Consider the following 18,890-nt stretch of genomic DNA (forward strand, 5'->3'; position numbering starts at 1 on the left):
CGGCGGCGCGGCGCGTCCACGTGCCGTTCCGTCTCGGAGACACACGGATTGCCCTCTGTATCATATACGATCTTCTATGTTATGTTGGCCCGGTGTCCACCACCGACTCCACCACGGCAACCGCGCGCGCGGCGAGGGTCGTCACCGTCACCGGTGACCTCGCGCCGGACGCCCTCGGCGCGGTCATGCCCCACGAACATCTGCTGAGCGACTTCAGCGACGGGACCGAACCGCAGGAACCGCTCACCATGGAACTGCTCGGCGAGGTCAGTCTGGGCCTCCCCAACAGGGACAACCTGCTTCTCGGCGACGAGGCGCTGGCCGTCCGCGAGGCCACCGCGTTCAAGCAGGCCGGGGGCGGCACGCTGGTGGACGTCACCACCCCCGACCTCGGGCGTGACCCGGCCGCGCTGCGCCGTATCGCCGAGGCGACCGGCCTGGCCGTCGTCATGGGCGCGGGACGATACCGCCCCACCGGTTCCGGCGACGTCGACGGGCTCACCGAGGAGATCGTCAGGGACATCACCGAGGGCGTGGACGGCGTGCGCGCGGGCGTCATCGGCGAACTCGGCGCACTCGACCCCGGCGAGCCCGCGGGACGCGCGATCCTCGCCGCGGCGGCGCGGGCCTCCGCGGCCACCGGTGCCGCGATCACGCTCGACCGATCCGCCGACCCCGCGACCCAGCGGCGGGTGCTCGACCTGCTCGCCGAGGAGGGCGCGGACCTCACGCGCGTCGTCGTCGGGCACTGCGACCCGCTCTCCCCGCACCCCGACGAGCTCGAACCGCTCCTCGAACGCGGGGTGTTCGTGCAGTTCGACCAACTCGGCAGGCTGCCGTCCGTGTTGAGCGTCTCCGACGACCAGGACGTGGCGACGGCCGTGGTCGAACTGGCGCGCAGGGGACACGCCGAGCGGGTCCTGCTGTCGCAGGACGTCTCGGCCAAGTCGCACCTCCTCGCCTACGGCGGCGGCGGGTACGGCTTCATCCTGCAGCAGCTCGTCCACTACCTGCGGATGGTCGGCGCGGACGACGCCCTCATCGAGACCGTCACCGTGCGCAACCCGAGGCGACTTCTGACCATCACGACCCCGAAGGCAGACTCGTGAGCCGCTACCCCTTCGAGATCCCGAACATCGCGGGCAAGGCGCTGACCGTCACGGGCCCGGTCGACCCGTCGACGCTCGGGGAGACGCTCATGCACGAGCACGTCTTCGTCGACCTGCGGCGCCCGGCGCGCTTCCGCCGTCCCGGAGAGGACTCCCCGGAGGCCGCCGAGCCGCTCACCCTCGCCAACCTCGCCCGCACGCGTCACGGGTTCCCCAACGCCGACAGTGACGCGATGGGTGACTTCGACGAGATGCTGACGGAGGTGCTCGCCTTCGCCGACGTCGGGGGAGGCACCCTGGTCGAGGTCTCGCCCATCGGCGTCGGCCGCGACCCCGAGGGACTCCTGCGGCTCTCCCGGGAGAGCGGGCTCAACGTCGTCATGGGCGGCGGCTGGTACACCCCGACCTTCCACCCGGAGAACATGGGCGAGCTCACCGTCGACGACCTCACCGACATCATCGTGCGCGACGTCGTGCTCGGGGTCGGCGAGACCGGCGTCCGCTCGGGCATCATCGGCGAGGTCGGCGCCGACTCCGCGCCGCTGACCGAGAACGAGCTCAAGAGCGTGCGCGCGAGCGGCCGGGCGAGCAGGATCACCGGCGCCCCCATCACCTTCCACGTCGGGGGAGTCGGCGAGGAGAAGATCGCCGTGCTCGACATCCTCGACGAGGAGGGCGTCGCCCCGACGAACGTCGTCATGGGCCACTGCATGGAGGCGGTGACGAACCCCTCGCTCGCCGAGCGTCTCGTCGCCCGTGGCGCCTTCATCGAGCTGGACTTCCTGGCCTCGCCGGGAAGCCCGTGGGGACACCTCTTCCTGACCAGCGACCACAAGGTCGTCCGGGGCGTCGCGGACCTGATCGAACGGGGCTACGCGGACCAGATCGTGCTGGGTCACGACGTGTGCCAGAAGATCCAGCTCAGGAAGTACGGCGGCAAGGGGTACGACTACATCTCGCGCTACTTCCTGCCCGCGCTGCGTGAACTCGGCGTCGGCGACGAGGTCATCCACAAGATCATGGTGGAGAACCCCGCCCGCGCCCTCGCCTTCGCCGAACCCCGCTGAACCCGGCCGCCGAACCCGGTGGATCACCAGTACGGCCCGCATCCGATGACCGGACGCGGGCCGTACTCGGATAGCGTCGGTACATGCGGCTTCATGTGGGATGCGCGATGTGGACGAACACCTCATGGCAGGGGCGTTTCATCCCCCACCCCCTTCCGCAGAAGGAACGGCTGCACGCCTACGCGAGTCTGTGCAACGCGGTCGAGGGCAACACGACCTTCTACGCCACACCCGCGAGGAACACGGTCGAGCTGTGGGCGCAGCAGACCGACCCCGACTTCCGGTTCGTGCTCAAGCTGCCCAAACCGATCACCCACGAACGCCGGCTGAACGGCGCGGAGGAGGAGCTGAGGGCGTTCCTGGACGCGATCGAGCCGCTCGGCCCACGCGCGCACGCGCTGTGGATCCAGCTTCCCGGCTCGTTCTCCCCGGGTGACCTCGGTGTTCTCGCGGCCTTTCTCAACCGGCTTCCCCGATCCCACCGGTACGCCGTCGAGGTCAGGCACCGGGCGTTCTTCGAGGACGAGCGGTCCGCGCGGCTGCTGGAACAGGTCCTGGCGGGCGCCGGGGCCGAGTGGGTGCCGTTCGACACGGTCGTCCTCTTCCAGACGCCGCCGACGACCGACGCCGAGCGGGAGTCCTGGACGAAGAAACCGCGCATGCCGCGCCGTACGACCGCCCTCACGGGGAACCCGATCGTCCGCTACATCGGCCGGGACGACGCCGAACGCACCGCAGAGGGCTGGCGGCCCTGGGTGGACACGGTCGTGACGTGGCTGCGGGAGGGTCGTTCGCCGACCTTCTTCCTGCACACTCCCGACAACGCCGACGCCCCCGCGCTCGCCCGGCGCTTCCACGACGAGGTACGGTCCCACCTGCCCGCCCTGGCCCCGCTGCCGGAGCCCGTACCGGTCGAGCCGCTCACCCTGTTCTGACCGGAACGCTCACGCCGGGTGGACGAGGCGGCTCTCGTAGGCGAAGACCACGGCCTGGACTCGGTCGCGTAGCTCCAGTTTCAGCAGGATGCGGCCCAGGTGGGTCTTCACGGTCGCCTCGGCGAGGTGCAGTTCGGCGGCGATCTCGGTGTTCGACAGACCGCGCGCCACCTCGACGAGCACCTCCCGCTCACGCGCGGTGAGCCGTTCCAGCCGTTCGTCGGACACGGGACGCTCCCCGTGGGGAAGCCGGTGGGCGAAGGTCTCCAGCAGCCGCCGGGTGATCCTGGGGGAGACCACGGCGTCGCCCGCCGCGACGTTGCGGATGGCCGCGAGCAACTCCTCGGGCAGGGCGTTCTTCAGCAGGAAGCCGGAGGCTCCGGCCCGCAGCCCGGCGAAGGCGTACTCGTCGAGGTCGAAGGTGGTCAGGATGAGCACCTTCGACGACGGTGAGACACGCGTGATCCGGCCGGTCGCCTCGATGCCGTCCATCCCGGGCATCCGGACGTCCATCAGCACCACGTCGGGACGCAGTGTCCTGGCGAGCCGTACGGCCTCGGCGCCGTCGGCCGCCTCCCCGACGGCCTCCATGTCCGGCTGGGCGTCCAGGACCATGGTGAAGGCCATTCGCAGCAGCGACTCGTCATCGGCCAGCAACACCCGGATCGTCACACCGCCCCCTTACCGGCCGCCACACCCGGACCAGGCCCGGCGGCACCCGGCGTTTCCGGGCCCCCGGTCTCACCCGCCCCGTCCAAACCGGGCCCGGCCGTCCTCGCCATGCCCAGGCCCCCGGCCACGTCCGGTCCGGTCGTGCCCGTCGTGGTCAGGGTGAGCCTGGTCGCGACCCGCCAGCCGCCGCCGTCACGGGGACCGGCCTCCAGGGTCCCGCCGTACGCGGCGGCGCGTTCGCGCATGCCCACCAGGCCGTGCCCGTCCGACGGCGGGCCGGGGACCCGCGCCGCCGGGCCGTCGTCCACGACCTCGACGGTGACGGCGTCGCCCGAGCACCGCACCCGTACGGCGGCGCGTGTCCCGGAGGGGGTGTGCTTGAACGTGTTGGTCAGCGCCTCCTGGACCAGCCGGTAGACCGTGAGCTGCGCGGCGGCGGGAACCGCCGAGACGTCCCCCTCAAGGGAGAGACGGACGGACAGTCCCGCGGCGCGCGTCCGGGCGGCGAGCGGTTCGAGCTCGGCCAGGCCGGGAGCCGGATGCCGGCTCGCGTCCGGTTCGTCGGCCCGCAGCACGCCCAGGGAACGCCGCATGTCGGTCAGCGCCTGCCGTCCGGTGCCGGAGATCTGCCGCATGGCGCCCTCGGCCCGCTCGGGTGAGTACCGCTGGGCGAAGACGGCGGCGTCGGCCAGCGCGACCATCACCGACAGGTTGTGGGTGACGATGTCGTGCATCTCCCTGGCGATGCGTCCGCGCTCCTCGGCCACCGCGAGCCGTTCCCGCTGGTCCCGTTCGTGTTCGAGCCGTACGGCGCGCTCCTGCCTGATGCGGGTGTTCACGCCGGTGACGGCGACGGCCACGACCACGGCGGTCAGGAAGGCGGCCGAGTTGAGGAACCTGTCGGCGGGCGCGGCCCAGCGGGCGGCGGCCAGCAGGACTCCCGCTTCGAGGACGACCCCGGCGGCGAGCGCGTACCGCCAGGCCGAACGGGCGGCGACCGTGTAGAGGGCGACCAGCAACGCCACGTCGGTCAGCGTCTGGACGTCGGCGAACCACTGCACGAGCGCCGCCCCGGCCACCACGCAGAACACCGTGAACGGCGCGTGCCGCCGCCACACCAGCGGCGCCGCCAACGCCACCTGGAGGACCAACGGCCCCGGGGAGCCGTAGACACGGTCGTTGAGGACCACGCACCCCAGGAGGATCACGGCCGCCAGTACCCCGTCACGCCGGTGAACTCCGAACATCGGGGCATTCCTCCTGAACAGCCGCATCGCGTGACACATGTTAGGTTCCGCGGCCCGGTGAACACGTGCCCCCTGGGGATGACGATGACGCGGAGGACCTGCGACCCCAGGAGGACACCCTCCGCAAAGAACCCTCCCCCGGCAGGTGAAAGCCCAGGTCGCGAGGGTTGTCAAGACCAGACTCCGGACTGACGCGCCGCCGCGGCCCGCCCGCCTAGCCTCGTGCCCCGCATGACGAAGCGAGAGGAGAGTCCGATGCGCGGACGAGGGATGGCGGCGGTGCTGGCCGGGACGGCCCTGGCCACCGTTCTGACCGGTACGGCGACGGCCGACGACGGTCTGGCCAGGTTCCAGAACCAGCGGATCGACTGGCACCGCTGCCAGAACGGCCCCGACGACGAGGCGGGCAAGGAACTGGACGCGGCGAAGGCCCAGTGCGCCGAGGTCACGGTGCCGCTCGACTACGGCCGTCCCGACGGGCGGACCATCAAGGTCGCGATGTCCCGGTTGAAGGCGACCGACCCCGCGCACCGGCGCGGCACGCTGCTCTACAACCCCGGCGGCCCCGGCGTCCCGGTGACCTACCTCGCGCTCATGGTGAAGAACGCCGCGCCCGAGGTCGCCGCCCGCTACGACCTGATCGGGATGGACCCCCGCTTCGTCGGGCGCAGCACCCCGCTGAACTGTGGCTGGCCCAGTCCCATCGTCGGCTCCGCCGGGCCCGACCGGCGTTCCTTCGACCGGACCACGGCGCTGGCCAGGGACCTGGCCTCCCGCTGCGCCGCCCACCGGGACGTGCTGCCGTACGTCTCGACCAGGGACACCGCCAGGGACATGGACGTGATCCGCGCCGCCCTCGGTGAGCGGAAGCTGTCCTACCTCGGCTCGTCGTACGGCACCTACCTGGGCGCCGTCTACCTCCAGCTGTTCCCCGGCCGTGCCGACCGGGTCGTCCTCGACAGCGCGCTCGACGTCGACCGTTACGGCCCCGACCTGGCCCGGTACCAGGGCCCGGCCCTCGCCGGGGTCATGCGGGACTGGGCGGCCTGGACGGCCCGTCACCACGACCGCTACCGGCTGGGCCGTACGGCGGGCGAGGTGCTGGCCGTCGTCGACCGGATCAACCGGGCGACCGGCCGGGGCCCGCTGAAGGTCGGCCGGTTCCAGGTGGACAGTCGTGTGCTGCCCATGATCATGTTCAACGTCACCGGAGGAGACAGCGACGAGGCCTACGGCAGCTTCGCCGCCGACGTCAAGGTGCTCGGTGACGCGGCCAGGGGGGTCGAGGTCACCCCGACCCCGGTCCTTGAGCAGGTGCTGACCGGCTTCTCCGGGCCGGACGCGGACGGGGCGTCGGCCGTACAGAACGCGATCTTCTGCGCGGACCGGGCGGCCTCCCGCGACCCCGAGACCTACTACCGCGACATCCAGGCCCACCGGGCAGGGGAGCCCCTGTTCGGGCCGCTCATCCGCAACCTCACCCCCTGCACGTTCTGGCCCGTGGCGCCCGCGGAGCCGCCGACCCGGGTCCGCAACGACGTGCCGGTCCTGATGGTCGGTGCGACGGGCGACCCGGGAGCCCCGTACCAGGGCCAGCGGGCCACCCATCGGGCCCTGACCGGATCACGCCTGGTCACCCTGCGCGGCGCCTTCCGGCACACCGTCTACGCGGGCCTGTTCTCCCCGAAGAACGACTGCGTCGACCGGATCGTCAACCGCTATCTGGTGGACGGCGTCATGCCCGCGACCGACACCACCTGCACGGAGACCTGACCTCACAACACCCGCCTGGCGCCGGGTAGCGCGCGCACCAGCCAGGCCACCCCCCAGCACAGCGGCAACGAGACGGCGGCGGCCACGACGAACTTGACGATCGCCGGAGCGTGCAGCCAGGCCAGCGCGTAGCCGACCGCGACGAGCACGACCGGATGGATGAAATAGACCGTGTAGGCGTGCTCGGAGAGGAACCTGCCACCCTCCCCCTGCCGGTTGTACCGGTTCCTGAACAGCACGATCAGCCCGACGATGATCGAGACGGCGAACGTCGACTCCCACAGGGAGTTGAACGCCTGGTGGAGCACACCCTCGGTCGTCATGCTCAGCGGCAGCACGACCAGCGTCACCCCGGTCGCGGCGAGAAAGCCGATCCGTCCCGCCTTGGCGGGCAGCGTCTCGAACCAGCCACGCCGGTAGGCCAGCACTCCGACGACGAACATCGAGGCGTACTGCGGCAGGTGGGAGGGCGTCGGCAGCCCGATTATGATCCAGTAGGTCCCGACGGGCACCAGGAACCGCCACAGGAACGTGGCCACCGCCAGCCCGAGCGCGAACAGCACGATCGCCCGCGCGGTCAGCTCGGTGCGCCGGGGCTCGACGGCCTGCTTCGACGCTCCGGTCCGCCTCGACCACAGCGTGTACACGATGCCGAAGACCAGCAGCACCTCCACGAACCACATCGGGCCCGCGTCCCACGAGCCGAGGTAGAACAACCAGTACGGAATGCCGTCCGGGTAGAAGCCGGCGACCAGCAGGGGCCGTAGCAGCAGGAGGAACACCAGCAGGGGGATGCCGAGCCGCTTCAACCGGTCACGGACGAAAGCCCCGCCCCCCTTGCGGTCGTGGGAGGCGGGCGTGAAGAAACCGGAGATGAGGAAGAAGAACCCCATGAAGAACGCCTGGTTGAACATCACCAGGATGTCGAGCGCGACGCCGCTGGCGTCCTTGGCCTCCTCGAAGTAGTACCAAGCGGGGATGTGGCCGTAGGTGATCGCGACATGGTGGAGGACCACCAGGACCGTGAGCACTACACGCAGGTTGTCGACGGCGAACAGTCTGGTTCTGGTCCTGGTCTCGGTCTTCACTTCGCCGCCGCCCTTTCGAAGAAGTCGGCCAACTCGCGCGCGTGCGCGTCGAGGTCGTGGTCAGGGGTGACCGCCCAGTAGGCGAACATGGCGTCGACGGCGGAGGAGTGCGTGATCGCCATGACGCGCAGGTCGAAGGCACGGAACTCGCCCGTGCTCTGTCCGAACCGGTAGATGTGCTCGATGCCCTGGTAGAGCTCCTCGTTGGTGTGCGCGCCGTACCGCGGCTTGCCCTCGGCGTCGCGCAGGTTGTGGAAGATCTCACCCAGCGCCAGGAGCTGGGTGCGGTGGTCGCGCATGTGCTCGGCCACGGACAGGATGTACGTGCGCAGCATCCCGACGGCGGTGTCCTGGCCCTCCAGCCTGGCGATGACCCGCTCGGCGATCTTCGTGTAGATCTGGGTGACGATCTCCTCCATCAGCTCGTCCTTGCCGGCGAAGTGGTAGGAGATCACCCCCTTGCTGATGCCCGCGTGCTTGGCGATGGCCGCCAGCGACGCCTTGGCGAAGCCGACCGAGGCGAGCACCTCGATCGCGGACGCGATGATCTGTGCTCGCCGCGCCTCCTCGATGAACGACATTTGTCGATCCGGCTTGTTTTCTGGCCGCATGGTCAAAAAATAACACACCCGGCCAAGCTTCAAGCCGCCCGGCCAACTACTACCTTACGTGCATATTCGATCACCAAGAGTGTCAGGACTGTCGTTCGCCGAGCCCTCGCCCGGGTGCCCCTCCGGGCGGTGAGGACAGGGGCTCGACGGGCAGGAGATGTACATCACACTCATTTGCGTCACATCCGGCCCGGCTGGTTGGTCAGAGAGGTGTAACCACCGCAACGACAAGGAGCGCACCATGGACGCTCGTTTGAATCCGCTCGACAACCCGGTCGCGGCGAAGTTCCTGAAGCACCTCATCGCGGCGAACACGGCGATCCACAACTCGGCGCTGCCCACCGCGACGCAGGAGCTGGTGAAGATCCGCGCCAGCCAGATCAACGGCTGTGGTTTCTGCACCGACATGCACACCAAGGACGCCGCGCACGCCGGAGAGACCCCGCTCCGTCTCAACCTGGTCGCGGTCTGGCGGGAGGCCACGGTCTTCACCGACGCCGAGCGCGCCGCCCTGGAACTGACCGAGCAGGGCACCCGCATCGCGGACGCGGCCGGTGGCGTTCCGGACGACGTCTGGGCGAACGCCGCCAAGCACTACGACGAGGAGCAGCTCGCCGCCCTGGTGGCTCTCATCGCCCTGATCAACGCCTTCAACCGGGTGAACGTGATCATCCAGCAGCCCGCGGGCGACTACCAGCCCGGTCAGTTCGGGTAACGAGGAGCGAACGCCCCGGGGCCCGCCGCCGGGTCCCGGGGCGTCGCACGCCGTACGGTCAGGCGGCCCCCCTCAGCTGGGCGGTGGCGGAATAGGCCAGTTCGGTGGAGACGCGGCAGAGCCGGTCCATCGGGAAGGAACCGTCGACCAGCAGCTGTAGCGTCTCGGCCTTCGTCCTGCCGTACCGGTCGGGATAGGAGCGGTAGACCACCTGTGTCAGGCATGCCCTCTCGTCGTCCGCCCACCTCTCGACGAAGGCGCGGTAGCCGTTGAGCCGGGTGGGTGCCCCGTCGGTGGAGTCCGGTTGCCGCCCCTGGTCGAAGTGCAGGTTCACCCGCAGATCACCGGTGGTACTGGACCATTTGCACGTCCAGTTGCCGTAGCCCACGTAGGGATTCGCCGCGTCGACGCCTGGGACGAACTCTCCCAGGGTGTCCGGGCTGAGAAGCGCGCAGGCGTCCTCGTTCGCCAGGGAGTCCTGGGGAAGAGAGCGGGGATACTTCTCCAGCTCTCCGGCACCGAGTTTCTCGGCGGCGATCTCGGCCGCCGTGTCTGCGATGTCACACAGGGAGGTCCTGCCCTTCTCCCCGCGTTTGGCGGTTACCGACACGATCGTGTCGTTGTCCGCGGAAAACGCCATCCTGCGTTCGCATTCCGTGCTCTGGGCGGGCTCCTTCATGACGATGACGTTCTTCATGGTTTCGGAGGACGTCGTCTGCTCAGGAAGTGGACCGGGATCGAATTCAACCTTGACATCCACTTCATCCTCTCCCGGTGGATATATCAGGACATCGCACCGGTCGAAATTTCCGTAAGCTGGATCGATTTCCGTTTTCCCGAACCGGCCCAGTCTCACGGCGTCGACCAGACGGCACGGATCGGCTCTGGGCGGAGAGGGAATTTTTCTCCGCTGGCTCTCCGACGGGCTCCCCGGCGAGGCCTTCGGTGTGGGCGATGGCATGGAGGGCGGCATGGAGGACGCCTTCCCCTCCGCGTTGCCTATGATCCCGGTTGGGATGAACGATGAGAGGAAAGTGAAGATCAGCGCTGTGAGTAGGAACAGGCCCAGCCTGGCGTTGGTCGAGCTTTCGCTATTTACGATGAAAAATACCTTTTCGAGGGGTTTGTTGCGAGGGGTCTCCGGTGTGTTTTCTGGTGTCTGCTCAGGGATCAGCGCGAGCAGTACGGCCAGCACCACGGAAATGACAGTCCACAGCGGGCTCCACACTCCGTTGTTGAGGATCTGGTTGACCGCGACCGCGAGGGCCACGCCCAACAGCGCTCTCACAATTAGCGACATCAACCCCATCGGCATACCGACATCATCGAAGTGATCGCCGTACCGTTTCTCCGGAACACCCAAAATTGCATCCAGTGGAACGAGCCCGTACACCTTCACAAAATCGATAAACCCCCACAAATCGCAGACCGTGCGCGGTTTCTGTCGGACCCGCCTGCCAGGATTCCCGTATCCGACCCCCTACGGAGAGCAGGGCTCCCATGACGTACGGCTGGCTCGACGACGAGGCGTTCTGCGCGACGCACGTCCGCGGCCTCACCCCGCACGAGGCACTGGCCCGTCTCGGTGTCGAGGTGCTCGACGGCGACGACGAGGAAGGCGAGATCGACGTGGGGCTCATCTGCGCCTACCCGGCCGAGGGCGGCACCATCCTCGGCGAGGCGATCGGCTACGCCGGGTCGCTGGGAGAGGTGCTGCGGCCCCTGTCAGCGGGGACGGTCGTGGCGAGCGTCTTCGTCAACGTGAACATGGTCGCGGGCTTCAACCACTACGCGGACGGCCACGAGATCCTGTCCTTCGACCCGCTGTTCCCCCACGAGGTCGACGACCAGACGGCCTTCCTGGCCGACCGGATCGAGCTCGGGCTGGTCCACGGCAGGGCGACGGGCGGGCTCGCCGCGGCGCGAGCGCTGGCCGAACGCGTCACCGGGGTGCGGCCGACGCCGTCCAGCCGCGTCGCGGTCGCCCACGGTTTCCTCGATTACTGAGCCGTCAGGCCTCCGGCGGCCGGACGGGTTGATAGCGGGCGAGGATGACATCCCCCATGGGTCGCACTTCGAGCAGTCGCATGCGGTTCCTCGCGTCGTAGGGGAACGACGCGGGGTTGACGAAGCGGGGGGCGGCGGCGTCGCCGACGAAGAAGGGCGCGGTGACGACGTGGAGCTCGTCCACGAGACCCGCCGCCAGAAACCGGGTGTGCACGGTGCCGCCGCCTTCGACCATGAGGCGCTCCACCCCTCGTTCGGCGAGGTCGGCGAGGACGGCCCGCAGGTCGAGGGGGTCACCGGCGTCGACGACCGAGGCGACCTCGGCGAGGGCGTCCCCCTGGACGGGGACGTCCGGGGTGGCGGCGTAGACGACCTTTGCGGTGTCGCCGGTGGTGAAGAACCTCGCGGTCGGGTCGAGGGGCCGGTGCCCGGCGATGACGGCCTTGAGCGGAGACTCCGGTCGACCGGCGGCGACACGGGCCTGACGGCGGTGCGCGGCGCGGACCATGAGCCGGGGGTCGTCGGCGCGGACGGTTCCGGCGCCGACGAGGATGGCGTCGCAGGTGGCGCGTACGGCGTCCACCCGGTCGAAGTCCTCGTCGTTGGACAGCAGCAGCCGTTCCGAGGTCGCGTCGTCGATGTAACCGTCAAGCGAGACGGCGACGGAGGACAGGACGAACGGCCTGGTCATGTGGTGCTCCCCGGAACGTTCCCGACGACGGCGCGAAGGCGGAGCCTCCATCCGAACCGGCGGACTCCACACCTGTACGGCGCCGCGTCCCACGCTACCCTCCGGCGGAACTCCGCCTCACCCTCCCAGGGAAGCCCCGGCGTCGTGGCGGCGTCGCAACGCCTTCACCCGGCTTCGAACCCTCGTGTGGAGGGTCCCAGCGCCGTGGCGGTGTCGACTGATCCTTCCCCGGCCCCGCTCTCCCAGGGAAGTCCCAGCGACCGATCCTTCACCCGGCTTCGAACTTCCGCGGACGACCCTGGTGCCGTGGCGGTGTCGATCAACGTTCTCACGAACCTTCACGGGCGGCCCTGGTGGCGTGGTGGCGCCGACCGACCGTTTCGACCCCTGGCACGGAAAACCCCCGCGTCGTGGCGGTGCCCACCCCGCACCTCGTCCGAACCCCCGTGTGGGACGGTCGATCGTTGTCCGGAGCCTGCCATTCTGTCTTGATGCGTGCATCTCGATGTGATCTGTTGCGTTGGCAGTTCGACCTGACCTGGTCGTTGTTCGACTACCACCTGGAACGACTACGACCCGATGACTTCCTGTGGGAACCCGCCCCCCTTTGCTGGACCGTACGCCGTGACGCCACCGGAGCATGGGTGCCCGACTGGGCGGAGACCGAGCCCGACCCCATCCCCGTTCCCACCATCGGCTGGGTGAGCTGGCATATCGGCTGGTGGTGGAGTGTGACCATCGACCACGCCCAGGGACGCGCGCCTCGGGACAGGACCGAGGTCACCTGGCCGGGCGACGGAACGAGCGCCGTCGAGTGGCTGCGTGGCCTCCGCACCACCTGGCTGACCGTGCTGGACGGCCTCACCGACGCCGACCTGGACGCCCCGGCCCCCTTCCCCTGGCCGCAGGACTCCGAGCACACCGTCGCCCACATGATCGCCTGGGTCAACTCCGAGCTGATGAAGAACGCCAGCGAGATAGGCCAGCTTCGCATGGTACGGGCCGCGTCCTTGAAGTAGATCGTTCTCAGCCCAAGGCCGGTCCGCTCGGGCCGGTGGTCGTTCTCGGCCAAGGCTCCGCGACCGGTTCGGGGAGCAGGGCTTCCGGGTCGGCGAACCCGGAGCTCTCGCGCCGACCGCTCGTAGGACGGCCGTGCCGATGCCGGTGTCGGCCCGTCCACCGGTCACGCCATGGCCCGAGCGGTCCGACCGACATGATCTCCTCGGTGGTGGAGAACCTCGCGTGCACGCCTCGACGCGTGACTCCAGGACTCCGTCCCTGACACGACGTCCCTGACACGACGGCACCGCGACAGACCCATGAGGTCGCGTGGACCCCGGCGGAAGGGCCGTCCGACGAGGGCGCTGTCATCCCGAATGCCATCCCAACAGAACCTCACCAGCAAAAATGGCTAAATACCTGATTTGTTAATCCGTGGTGGTGTTTATGGCGTTCGCCTATTCTGGCGAGGTGATCGAGCTGAGTTCACGAGAGAGAAAGCAGCCCCCACCTCCCCGAATCGTGTGGGAGAGCCTGACCAATCCGCGGCGTCCCGGCCCCAGGCAGTGGCTCGAACTGCAGCGGGACGAGATCGAGCCCAGGGTGCTCCGGTCGGTCGAGCCCGAGCTGGTGGTCTGGTCGTCGCTGTGGCCGAACAGGCCCGACGACGAGATCCGGTTCGACCTGCGGCCGTATGGCATGGAGACCTCGCTGCGCTGGACGTTGCTCACCTCCGCGGAGCCCCCGCCGCCCGAGGCGGTCAGCCACATGCGTCACCGCCTCAACTTCCTGATCAACGCCCAGCTCCGCTTCACCTACGGACAATAGGGATGTCACTCAACGGGACGGACGCCTACCGGGGCCTTGAGCTTCCCCCGCTGGTCGCCAGGGCGGTCGAACTGGCGGACCGGCAGGGCTTTCCCTTCTCCTGCCGCCCCGAGCAGGGGCGCCTGCTGCGGGTGCTCGCGGGCGGGGCCTCCTCCATCGCGGAGACGGGCACCGGATGCGGGGTCGGGCTGGCCTGGCTCGTCACCGGGGCGCCGTCGGGAGCCACGATCGTCAGCGTGGAACGCGATCCCGGCAGGGCGCGGGTGACGGCGGAGCTGTTCGCGGACCTGCCGGACGTCACGGTGATCCACGGCGACTGGACCGAGATCCACGGCCGCGCGCCGTACGACCTGCTGGTCCTGGACGGGGGCGGGGCGGGCAAGAACGGGGCGGCGGCCGACCCGGCGCGGCTGCTCACCCCCGGCGGGACGCTTGTGGTCGACGACTTCACCCCGGCCAGGCGGTGGCCGATCCTGCACGAAGGCGAGCCCGACCTGGTCCGGCTGCACTGGCTGGAACACCCGCTGCTGGACGCCGTCGAACTCCGCCTCGCCGCCGACCTGGCGGCGATCGTCGCAGTCAGGACGCTACGCCCGTCACCGGTTCAGCCGCTCCCTGAGCGATGAGCGGACCGCCGGCCACTCCTCGGCGATGATCGAGTAGTAGGCGGTGTCCCGGACGGTGCCGTCCACGGCCCTGGCGTGCGCGCGCCGTACCCCCTCGAACCGGCCGCCGAGACGCTCGATCGCCCTCTTGGACCGCTCGTTGCGGGCGTCGGTCTTCAGGGTGACCCGCAGGACCTTCCACACCTCGAAGGCGTGGCCGAGCATGAGGAGCTTGGCCTCGGTGTTGCTCCCCGTCCGCTGGGCGGAGGCGGCCAGCCAGGTGCTGCCGATCTCGGCCACGCTGGGAACCCCCTCCGCACTGGGGACCGTACGGCCCGGCGGCCAGGACGGGGGCCAGGACCAGTAGTCGAGGTCGAGGAAGCGGGAGGTGCCGATCACCCGCCCCGAGGAGAGAGACCGGATCGCGAAGGGAAGCGCCCAACCGGTCAGCTGGTCGTCGAGGGCCGACCGGACGTAGGCGCTCATCGACGCCTCGTCCTGTGGCACCCGGGTGAAGTCGTAGGTCTCGCGGGACTCGGTCGCGGCGGCGACGAGACCGCCGACGTGCTCAACGGTGAGCGGTTCCAGACATACGCGTTCACCCCGCAGGGTCACAGTCTCCGGCACATGATCCATCTTAGGCAACAGGTGTCGTACGGCCTGGCTCAGGGTTTTTCGGGACAGGTCGGGAATTCACCGGAAACCCTTTACCGAAGGCCATTGACAGGTCGAAACTCGGAGCCGCGCACCCCCTGGTTGGTATTCTCTGGGCGACATTCCTCCAAGAAAGGCACCGCCTCCCGTGCCATTCGTTCCCCGCCCTTGCGATTCTTGGGGGCATCGGTCAGGATCTTGCCCGGTGCCACGCGAGGGTGAGTGATTCACGTGAAACGTCTGTCCCTGCTCGCCGCCCTCGTCGCGGCCGGGACCTTCGTCCCCGGTACGGCCAATGCCGTCGGACCGGTCGAGCCGATGCCCGGCGAACCTCAGGAGATCCGGGGGATCGACGTCAGCAACTGGACGGGCCAGGTCGACTGGCCGTCCGTCCTCGGAGGAGGCGGCCTCTTCGCCTTCGTCTACGCCTCCGAGGGCACGAACTTCCGCAACCCCCTGTTCGCCGCGCAGGAGAGCGGGGCGGCCGGGGCGGGGCTGTTCCGGGGGGCCTACCACTTCGCCCAGCCGCACGAGTCGGGCGGCGCCGAGCAGGCGGACTTCTTCGTCGACAACGGCGGTGGCTGGAACGCCGACGGCCGGACCCTGCCGGGCGTGCTCGACATCGAGGACAATCCCTACACCAACCGGAACGGCCTGGATCACTGCTACGGCCTGGACCGGCCACGAATGGTCGCCTGGCTGAAGGACTTCACCACGCGTTACCGGGAGCGGACCGGGCGGGACGCGATCATCTACACCACCACCGACTGGTGGCGGAACTGCACGGGGGACTCCTCGGCCTTCGGCCGTAACCCGCTCTGGCTCGCCCGATGGGGAGCCGAGCCGGGGCCGCTGCCCGCGGGCTGGCTGCGTCAGACCTTCTGGCAGTTCGCGGACAAGGGAGTGCTTCCCGGGGGGCAGAACGTCTTCAACGGCAACATGACGGAGCTGAGCATGCTCGCCCAGCCCCCGGCCGAACTGGCCGCCGCGGGCAGGCCGGTCGGCAGGTACGGCTACGGCATCACGGTCCTCAACACCGGACCGATCCCGGCGACCAGGGTCTCCGTGGTCGGCAGGACCTTCGGCGGCCGGCGGATCATCGGGGCGAGCCCCGGCTGTGACTTCAGCGGCAGGGCGGTGCGGTGCACGATCGACGAGTTGCAGCCGCAGGGTACGACGGAGCTGAAATTCGCCACCGAGCCCATTGGGCCCATCGGGCCCGGCGACCCTGCCAAAACTCCCAAGCCCCCCAGGTCCACCAAACCCGCGAAATCCACCAAACCTGGTGAGCCCGTCAAGAACATCAGGCCCGATAAACACCCTAAGAACGATGAATCCGCTGAATCCTCTGGGCTGATCAGCCCGGAGAGGCCCATGCGGATCGGCCAGGAGGGTCACGAAGCCCTCCACGACGATCTCGGCGCGCGGGGCGCGACCACCAACGACGCCGCGAGGCCCGACGCCCCGGAGATCGAGGAGCCGGAGGAAGGGATGAAGGTCACCATCGGCACGGTGATGGTGACCATCGACTCCGACCGCGAGTGACTCTCGGGAGGGTCCAGTCGCGAGTGCCTCCCAGGAGGGATCGTGAGGCGTGCCTCCATAGTGCATACTGCAATAAAGGAGCATGCACTATGGAGGTGTGATGGCCCGCGGCCCCGACCTGGTCGGCCTGACCGTGCTCGCCCTGCTCTCGGTGCGGCCGGGTCATCCGTACGAACTGCACCGGATGATCCTGGACACGCACAAGGACTACGTGACCGGGCTGCCACGCAGCCTCTACCACGCGATCGACCGGCTGGCCGGGGAGGAGCTGATCGTCCCGGCCGAGACCAGCAGACAGGGCCGCAGGCCGGAGCGGACGGTCTACCGGCTCACCGAGGAGGGCAGGGCGGAGCTGACCACCAGGCTCAGACGGCTGCTTGAGGAGCCGGGGCCGGACACCCGCACCCTCAACGCCGCGCTCTCCCTCATCGGGGGGCTGTCCGCGCGGGAGGCGGAGCGTGCGTTGCTGACCCGCGCCGCCGCCCTGGAGAGCGCGGTCTTCGCCTGTGACGCGCACCTGAGGAACCTGAGGGAGAGCGGGCTGCCCCCGGTGCTGACGCTGGAGCTCGAATGCGAGCGCGCCCTGCGCGGCGCCGAACTCGACTGGGTGCGCGGTGTCCTGGAGCGGCTCGCGTCGGGAGAACTCGCCTGGCCGGACCACACCGGCCCCGGCACGACAGGAGGAACGCATGAGCAGGGCTCCACTGTGTGAGGTCGCCGGGGTGGTCGAGGCGCCGCCGGACCGGGTCGGGCGGCTGATCCTGACGGTCGGGCCGGGTCCCGTCGGCCGGGACAACGCCTGGCTGTACGCCTCCAACGAAGGCACGGTCGAGCCCTACGGCGGTACGGCCGCGCCCTACGGCGGCACGGTCGCGTCCTATGCAGGCACGGCCGAGGGCGGCCCACGGCGGTTCACCCTGAGGGCACCGGCCCACACGATGACCATCGAGGTGACCGGCGCCACCCTGGCCGTCCAGGACGGCTGGTGGTACCGGGGGGAACACACCGTCGAGCCGCATCCAGAGGGCACACTCCTCATCCATCGCGTCTTCAACGTCGCGGAACAGGGTCGCTGGGCCGTACCGCTGGCCAACCGGTTCTTCGCCGGCCTCGGTGACAGGACGAGGAACGGCTTCGCGGAGGGACTGCGCCGCCTCGGCCTCGAACTCGGCTGCGGGACACGCCTGCTCTGAGCCGTACGGCGAGACACGCCTGTTCCAGGTCATAAGAAGACACGCCTGCTCCGGGTTGTACGGCGAGACACGCCTGTCCTGTGTCATGCGAAAGGCCGAAAAATCAGTCGTGCTGGAAATGGGGCGATCGTATGCTCCCCGGCATGACCTTCACGTGGACCCCGCTGACCGGCGACGACGTGGACCGGTGGGCGGAACTGCTCACGGCGGTCGAGGCCGAAGACAGGACCGGGGACAACTACAGCCGGAGTGACCTTCTGCAGGATCTCGCCCTGGCCGATCCCGCCGAGGGCACCTGTGGAGTGTGGGACGGCGACAGACTGGTGGCCTTCGGCGTCGTCTACGCCGGGTCCGTCGCCGAGCCCGGCCACATCATGCGGACGTGGGGCGCGGTGCACCCGGCCTACCGACGCCGTGGCCTCGGCGGGAGGCTGATGAACTGGACCCTTCAGGCGGGCCGCAGGGTCCACGAGGGGCTCTTCCCGGGCAGGCCGCTCTCGCTGCACGTCTACGTGCACGACGGCAACGAGTGGGCCGGAGCCGTGGCGCGGGCGGCGGGCATGCTGCCGGTCCGGACGTTCCACGTGATGACCCGTGACCTGGCCGCTCCTCTGCCGGAGAACCACCTGCCGGAAGGGCTGAAGATCGTCCCCTATGGTGACGATCTTGAGGAGGCCGCCCGCGAGGTGCGCAACGCGGCCTTCGCCGACCACTGGGGCAGCACCCCGCACACGGCGGAGAGCTGGCGCGAGAAGCTCATCGGGCTGGAGGCGTTCAGCGGAAAGGACTCCTTCGTCGTCCAGGAGGAGTCGGGCAGGAGCGTCGGGATACTGCTCACCTTCTACTATGCGGCCGACACCGAGGTCACCGGAGTCCGCGAGGCCTGGGTCCAGACCGTCGCGACCCTGGAGGACTGGCGGGGTAGAGGGGTGGCCGGCGCGCTGCTCGCCCACGCCCTGGCCCACTTCCGCTCCGAGGGGTACGGCAAGGCCGCCCTCTCCGTGGACACCGGAAACGCGACCGGAGCGCCCGGTGTCTACCTTCGGGCCGGGTTCGAGGTCTCACGCGGCGCGACAGCCTACGTCGCCGACCTGTGAGACCCCTGACATGAGGACGGCCCGCGCCAGGTCGGCGCGGGCCACCCTCATGCG

Annotated in this window: 20 protein-coding genes; 13 read left to right on the forward strand and 7 right to left on the reverse strand. The window is 69.4% G+C overall.

Annotated elements, in window-relative coordinates; all coding sequences use genetic code 11:
* The first annotated feature begins 92 nt into the window (after positions 1-92).
* The 3 genes from ABZ470_RS09660 (at position 93) to ABZ470_RS09670 (ending at position 3,111) form a co-directional block, all read left to right on the forward strand.
* Entirely contained in the window at positions 93-1,109 is a 1,017-nt protein-coding gene (locus ABZ470_RS09660) for a phosphotriesterase (protein ID WP_362911033.1), read from the forward strand.
* Positions 1,106-2,176 (forward strand): aryldialkylphosphatase, encoded by a 1,071-nt coding sequence (locus ABZ470_RS09665; RefSeq protein ID WP_362911034.1) that lies wholly within the window; start codon positions 1,106-1,108, stop codon positions 2,174-2,176. The genes ABZ470_RS09660 and ABZ470_RS09665 overlap by 4 nt, the downstream gene beginning before the upstream one ends.
* 83 nt (positions 2,177-2,259) lie before the next feature.
* Entirely contained in the window at positions 2,260-3,111 is an 852-nt protein-coding gene (locus ABZ470_RS09670) for a DUF72 domain-containing protein (RefSeq protein WP_362911035.1), read from the forward strand.
* Positions 3,112-3,120: 9 nt separating this feature from the next.
* On the opposite strand, the gene ABZ470_RS09675 is transcribed toward ABZ470_RS09670, so the two are convergent.
* Both ABZ470_RS09675 and ABZ470_RS09680 read right to left on the reverse strand, forming a co-directional pair.
* Positions 3,121-3,783: a response regulator transcription factor gene (locus ABZ470_RS09675; RefSeq protein ID WP_362911036.1), complete on the reverse strand. Its 663-nt coding sequence runs from the start codon at positions 3,781-3,783 to the stop codon at positions 3,121-3,123.
* The gene (locus tag ABZ470_RS09680; protein ID WP_362911037.1) at positions 3,780-5,030 is read right to left on the reverse strand and encodes a histidine kinase; all 1,251 of its coding nucleotides are present in this window, start codon (positions 5,028-5,030) and stop codon (positions 3,780-3,782) included. Before ABZ470_RS09680 ends, ABZ470_RS09675 begins: the two co-directional genes overlap by 4 nt.
* 255 nt (positions 5,031-5,285) lie before the next feature.
* Between ABZ470_RS09680 and ABZ470_RS09685 the strand changes: the two genes are divergently transcribed.
* Positions 5,286-6,803, forward strand: a complete 1,518-nt coding sequence (locus ABZ470_RS09685) for an alpha/beta hydrolase (protein WP_362911038.1) — start codon at positions 5,286-5,288, stop codon at positions 6,801-6,803.
* Positions 6,804-6,805: 2 nt separating this feature from the next.
* Here the strand turns inward: ABZ470_RS09685 and ABZ470_RS09690 are convergent, their stop codons facing one another.
* Positions 6,806-7,891: an acyltransferase gene (locus ABZ470_RS09690; protein ID WP_362911039.1), complete on the reverse strand. Its 1,086-nt coding sequence runs from the start codon at positions 7,889-7,891 to the stop codon at positions 6,806-6,808.
* Positions 7,888-8,472 carry a TetR/AcrR family transcriptional regulator gene (locus tag ABZ470_RS09695; RefSeq protein WP_352013527.1) on the reverse strand — a complete coding sequence of 195 codons (585 nt, stop codon included), beginning with the start codon at positions 8,470-8,472 and terminating at the stop codon, positions 7,888-7,890. Before ABZ470_RS09695 ends, ABZ470_RS09690 begins: the two co-directional genes overlap by 4 nt.
* A 271-nt stretch (positions 8,473-8,743) precedes the next feature.
* On the opposite strand from ABZ470_RS09695, the gene ABZ470_RS09700 reads away from it, so the two are divergent.
* A complete protein-coding gene (locus ABZ470_RS09700; RefSeq protein WP_352013526.1) occupies positions 8,744-9,217 on the forward strand; it encodes a carboxymuconolactone decarboxylase family protein in 474 nt (157 codons plus the stop codon).
* A gap of 58 nt (positions 9,218-9,275) precedes the next feature.
* Here the strand turns inward: ABZ470_RS09700 and ABZ470_RS09705 are convergent, their stop codons facing one another.
* Positions 9,276-10,637, reverse strand: a complete 1,362-nt coding sequence (locus tag ABZ470_RS09705; RefSeq protein WP_362911040.1) for a hypothetical protein — start codon at positions 10,635-10,637, stop codon at positions 9,276-9,278.
* An 80-nt stretch (positions 10,638-10,717) separates the two neighbouring features.
* Here ABZ470_RS09705 and ABZ470_RS09710 point away from each other — a divergent pair, with 80 nt between their 5' ends.
* The gene (locus tag ABZ470_RS09710) at positions 10,718-11,224 is read left to right on the forward strand and encodes a DUF6461 domain-containing protein (protein WP_362911041.1); all 507 of its coding nucleotides are present in this window, start codon (positions 10,718-10,720) and stop codon (positions 11,222-11,224) included.
* Between the two features lie 4 nt (positions 11,225-11,228).
* On the opposite strand, the gene ABZ470_RS09715 is transcribed toward ABZ470_RS09710, so the two are convergent.
* Entirely contained in the window at positions 11,229-11,915 is a 687-nt protein-coding gene (locus ABZ470_RS09715; RefSeq protein ID WP_362911042.1) for a dihydrofolate reductase family protein, read from the reverse strand.
* 491 nt (positions 11,916-12,406) lie between these two features.
* On the opposite strand from ABZ470_RS09715, the gene ABZ470_RS09720 reads away from it, so the two are divergent.
* From ABZ470_RS09720 to ABZ470_RS09730, 3 genes are all read left to right on the forward strand, one after another.
* Positions 12,407-12,934: a DinB family protein gene (locus tag ABZ470_RS09720; RefSeq protein ID WP_362911043.1), complete on the forward strand. Its 528-nt coding sequence runs from the start codon at positions 12,407-12,409 to the stop codon at positions 12,932-12,934.
* A gap of 451 nt (positions 12,935-13,385) precedes the next feature.
* A complete protein-coding gene (locus ABZ470_RS09725) occupies positions 13,386-13,742 on the forward strand; it encodes a hypothetical protein (RefSeq protein WP_362911044.1) in 357 nt (118 codons plus the stop codon).
* Positions 13,743-13,744: 2 nt separating this feature from the next.
* Positions 13,745-14,368, forward strand: coding sequence for a class I SAM-dependent methyltransferase (locus tag ABZ470_RS09730; RefSeq protein ID WP_362911045.1), 624 nt, complete (start codon positions 13,745-13,747; stop codon positions 14,366-14,368).
* On the opposite strand, the gene ABZ470_RS09735 is transcribed toward ABZ470_RS09730, so the two are convergent.
* Positions 14,339-14,974, reverse strand: coding sequence for a GNAT family protein (locus tag ABZ470_RS09735; protein ID WP_362911046.1), 636 nt, complete (start codon positions 14,972-14,974; stop codon positions 14,339-14,341). The genes ABZ470_RS09730 and ABZ470_RS09735 overlap by 30 nt on opposite strands.
* 258 nt (positions 14,975-15,232) lie before the next feature.
* Here ABZ470_RS09735 and ABZ470_RS09740 point away from each other — a divergent pair, with 258 nt between their 5' ends.
* From ABZ470_RS09740 to ABZ470_RS09755, 4 genes are all read left to right on the forward strand, one after another.
* Positions 15,233-16,546 (forward strand): lysozyme, encoded by a 1,314-nt coding sequence (locus tag ABZ470_RS09740; RefSeq protein WP_362911047.1) that lies wholly within the window; start codon positions 15,233-15,235, stop codon positions 16,544-16,546.
* A gap of 82 nt (positions 16,547-16,628) precedes the next feature.
* Positions 16,629-17,258 (forward strand): PadR family transcriptional regulator, encoded by a 630-nt coding sequence (locus ABZ470_RS09745; protein ID WP_362911048.1) that lies wholly within the window; start codon positions 16,629-16,631, stop codon positions 17,256-17,258.
* A complete protein-coding gene (locus ABZ470_RS09750) occupies positions 17,236-17,739 on the forward strand; it encodes a hypothetical protein (RefSeq protein ID WP_362911049.1) in 504 nt (167 codons plus the stop codon). Before ABZ470_RS09745 ends, ABZ470_RS09750 begins: the two co-directional genes overlap by 23 nt.
* Positions 17,740-17,882: 143 nt before the next feature.
* On the forward strand, positions 17,883-18,836 hold the full coding sequence (locus ABZ470_RS09755; RefSeq protein WP_362911050.1) for a GNAT family N-acetyltransferase: 954 nt from the start codon (positions 17,883-17,885) through the stop codon (positions 18,834-18,836).
* Positions 18,837-18,890: the final 54 nt, after the last annotated feature.

This window comes from Streptosporangium sp. NPDC020072 (assembly GCF_040631445.1).
Taxonomy (GTDB): Bacteria; Actinomycetota; Actinomycetes; order Streptosporangiales; family Streptosporangiaceae; genus Streptosporangium.

Coding starts and splice junctions, on each gene's coding strand:
- ABZ470_RS09670 (WP_362911035.1), top strand. CDS start 2,260: ATGCGGCTTCATGTGGGATGCGCGATGTGGACGAACACCTCATGGCAG.
- ABZ470_RS09680 (WP_362911037.1), bottom strand. CDS start 5,030: ATGTTCGGAGTTCACCGGCGTGACGGGGTACTGGCGGCCGTGATCCTC.
- ABZ470_RS09685 (WP_362911038.1), top strand. CDS start 5,286: ATGCGCGGACGAGGGATGGCGGCGGTGCTGGCCGGGACGGCCCTGGCC.
- ABZ470_RS09695 (WP_352013527.1), bottom strand. CDS start 8,472: ATGTCGTTCATCGAGGAGGCGCGGCGAGCACAGATCATCGCGTCCGCG.
- ABZ470_RS09700 (WP_352013526.1), top strand. CDS start 8,744: ATGGACGCTCGTTTGAATCCGCTCGACAACCCGGTCGCGGCGAAGTTC.
- ABZ470_RS09710 (WP_362911041.1), top strand. CDS start 10,718: ATGACGTACGGCTGGCTCGACGACGAGGCGTTCTGCGCGACGCACGTC.
- ABZ470_RS09715 (WP_362911042.1), bottom strand. CDS start 11,915: ATGACCAGGCCGTTCGTCCTGTCCTCCGTCGCCGTCTCGCTTGACGGT.
- ABZ470_RS09720 (WP_362911043.1), top strand. CDS start 12,407: ATGCGTGCATCTCGATGTGATCTGTTGCGTTGGCAGTTCGACCTGACC.
- ABZ470_RS09730 (WP_362911045.1), top strand. CDS start 13,745: ATGTCACTCAACGGGACGGACGCCTACCGGGGCCTTGAGCTTCCCCCG.
- ABZ470_RS09745 (WP_362911048.1), top strand. CDS start 16,629: ATGCACTATGGAGGTGTGATGGCCCGCGGCCCCGACCTGGTCGGCCTG.
- ABZ470_RS09750 (WP_362911049.1), top strand. CDS start 17,236: ATGAGCAGGGCTCCACTGTGTGAGGTCGCCGGGGTGGTCGAGGCGCCG.
- ABZ470_RS09755 (WP_362911050.1), top strand. CDS start 17,883: ATGACCTTCACGTGGACCCCGCTGACCGGCGACGACGTGGACCGGTGG.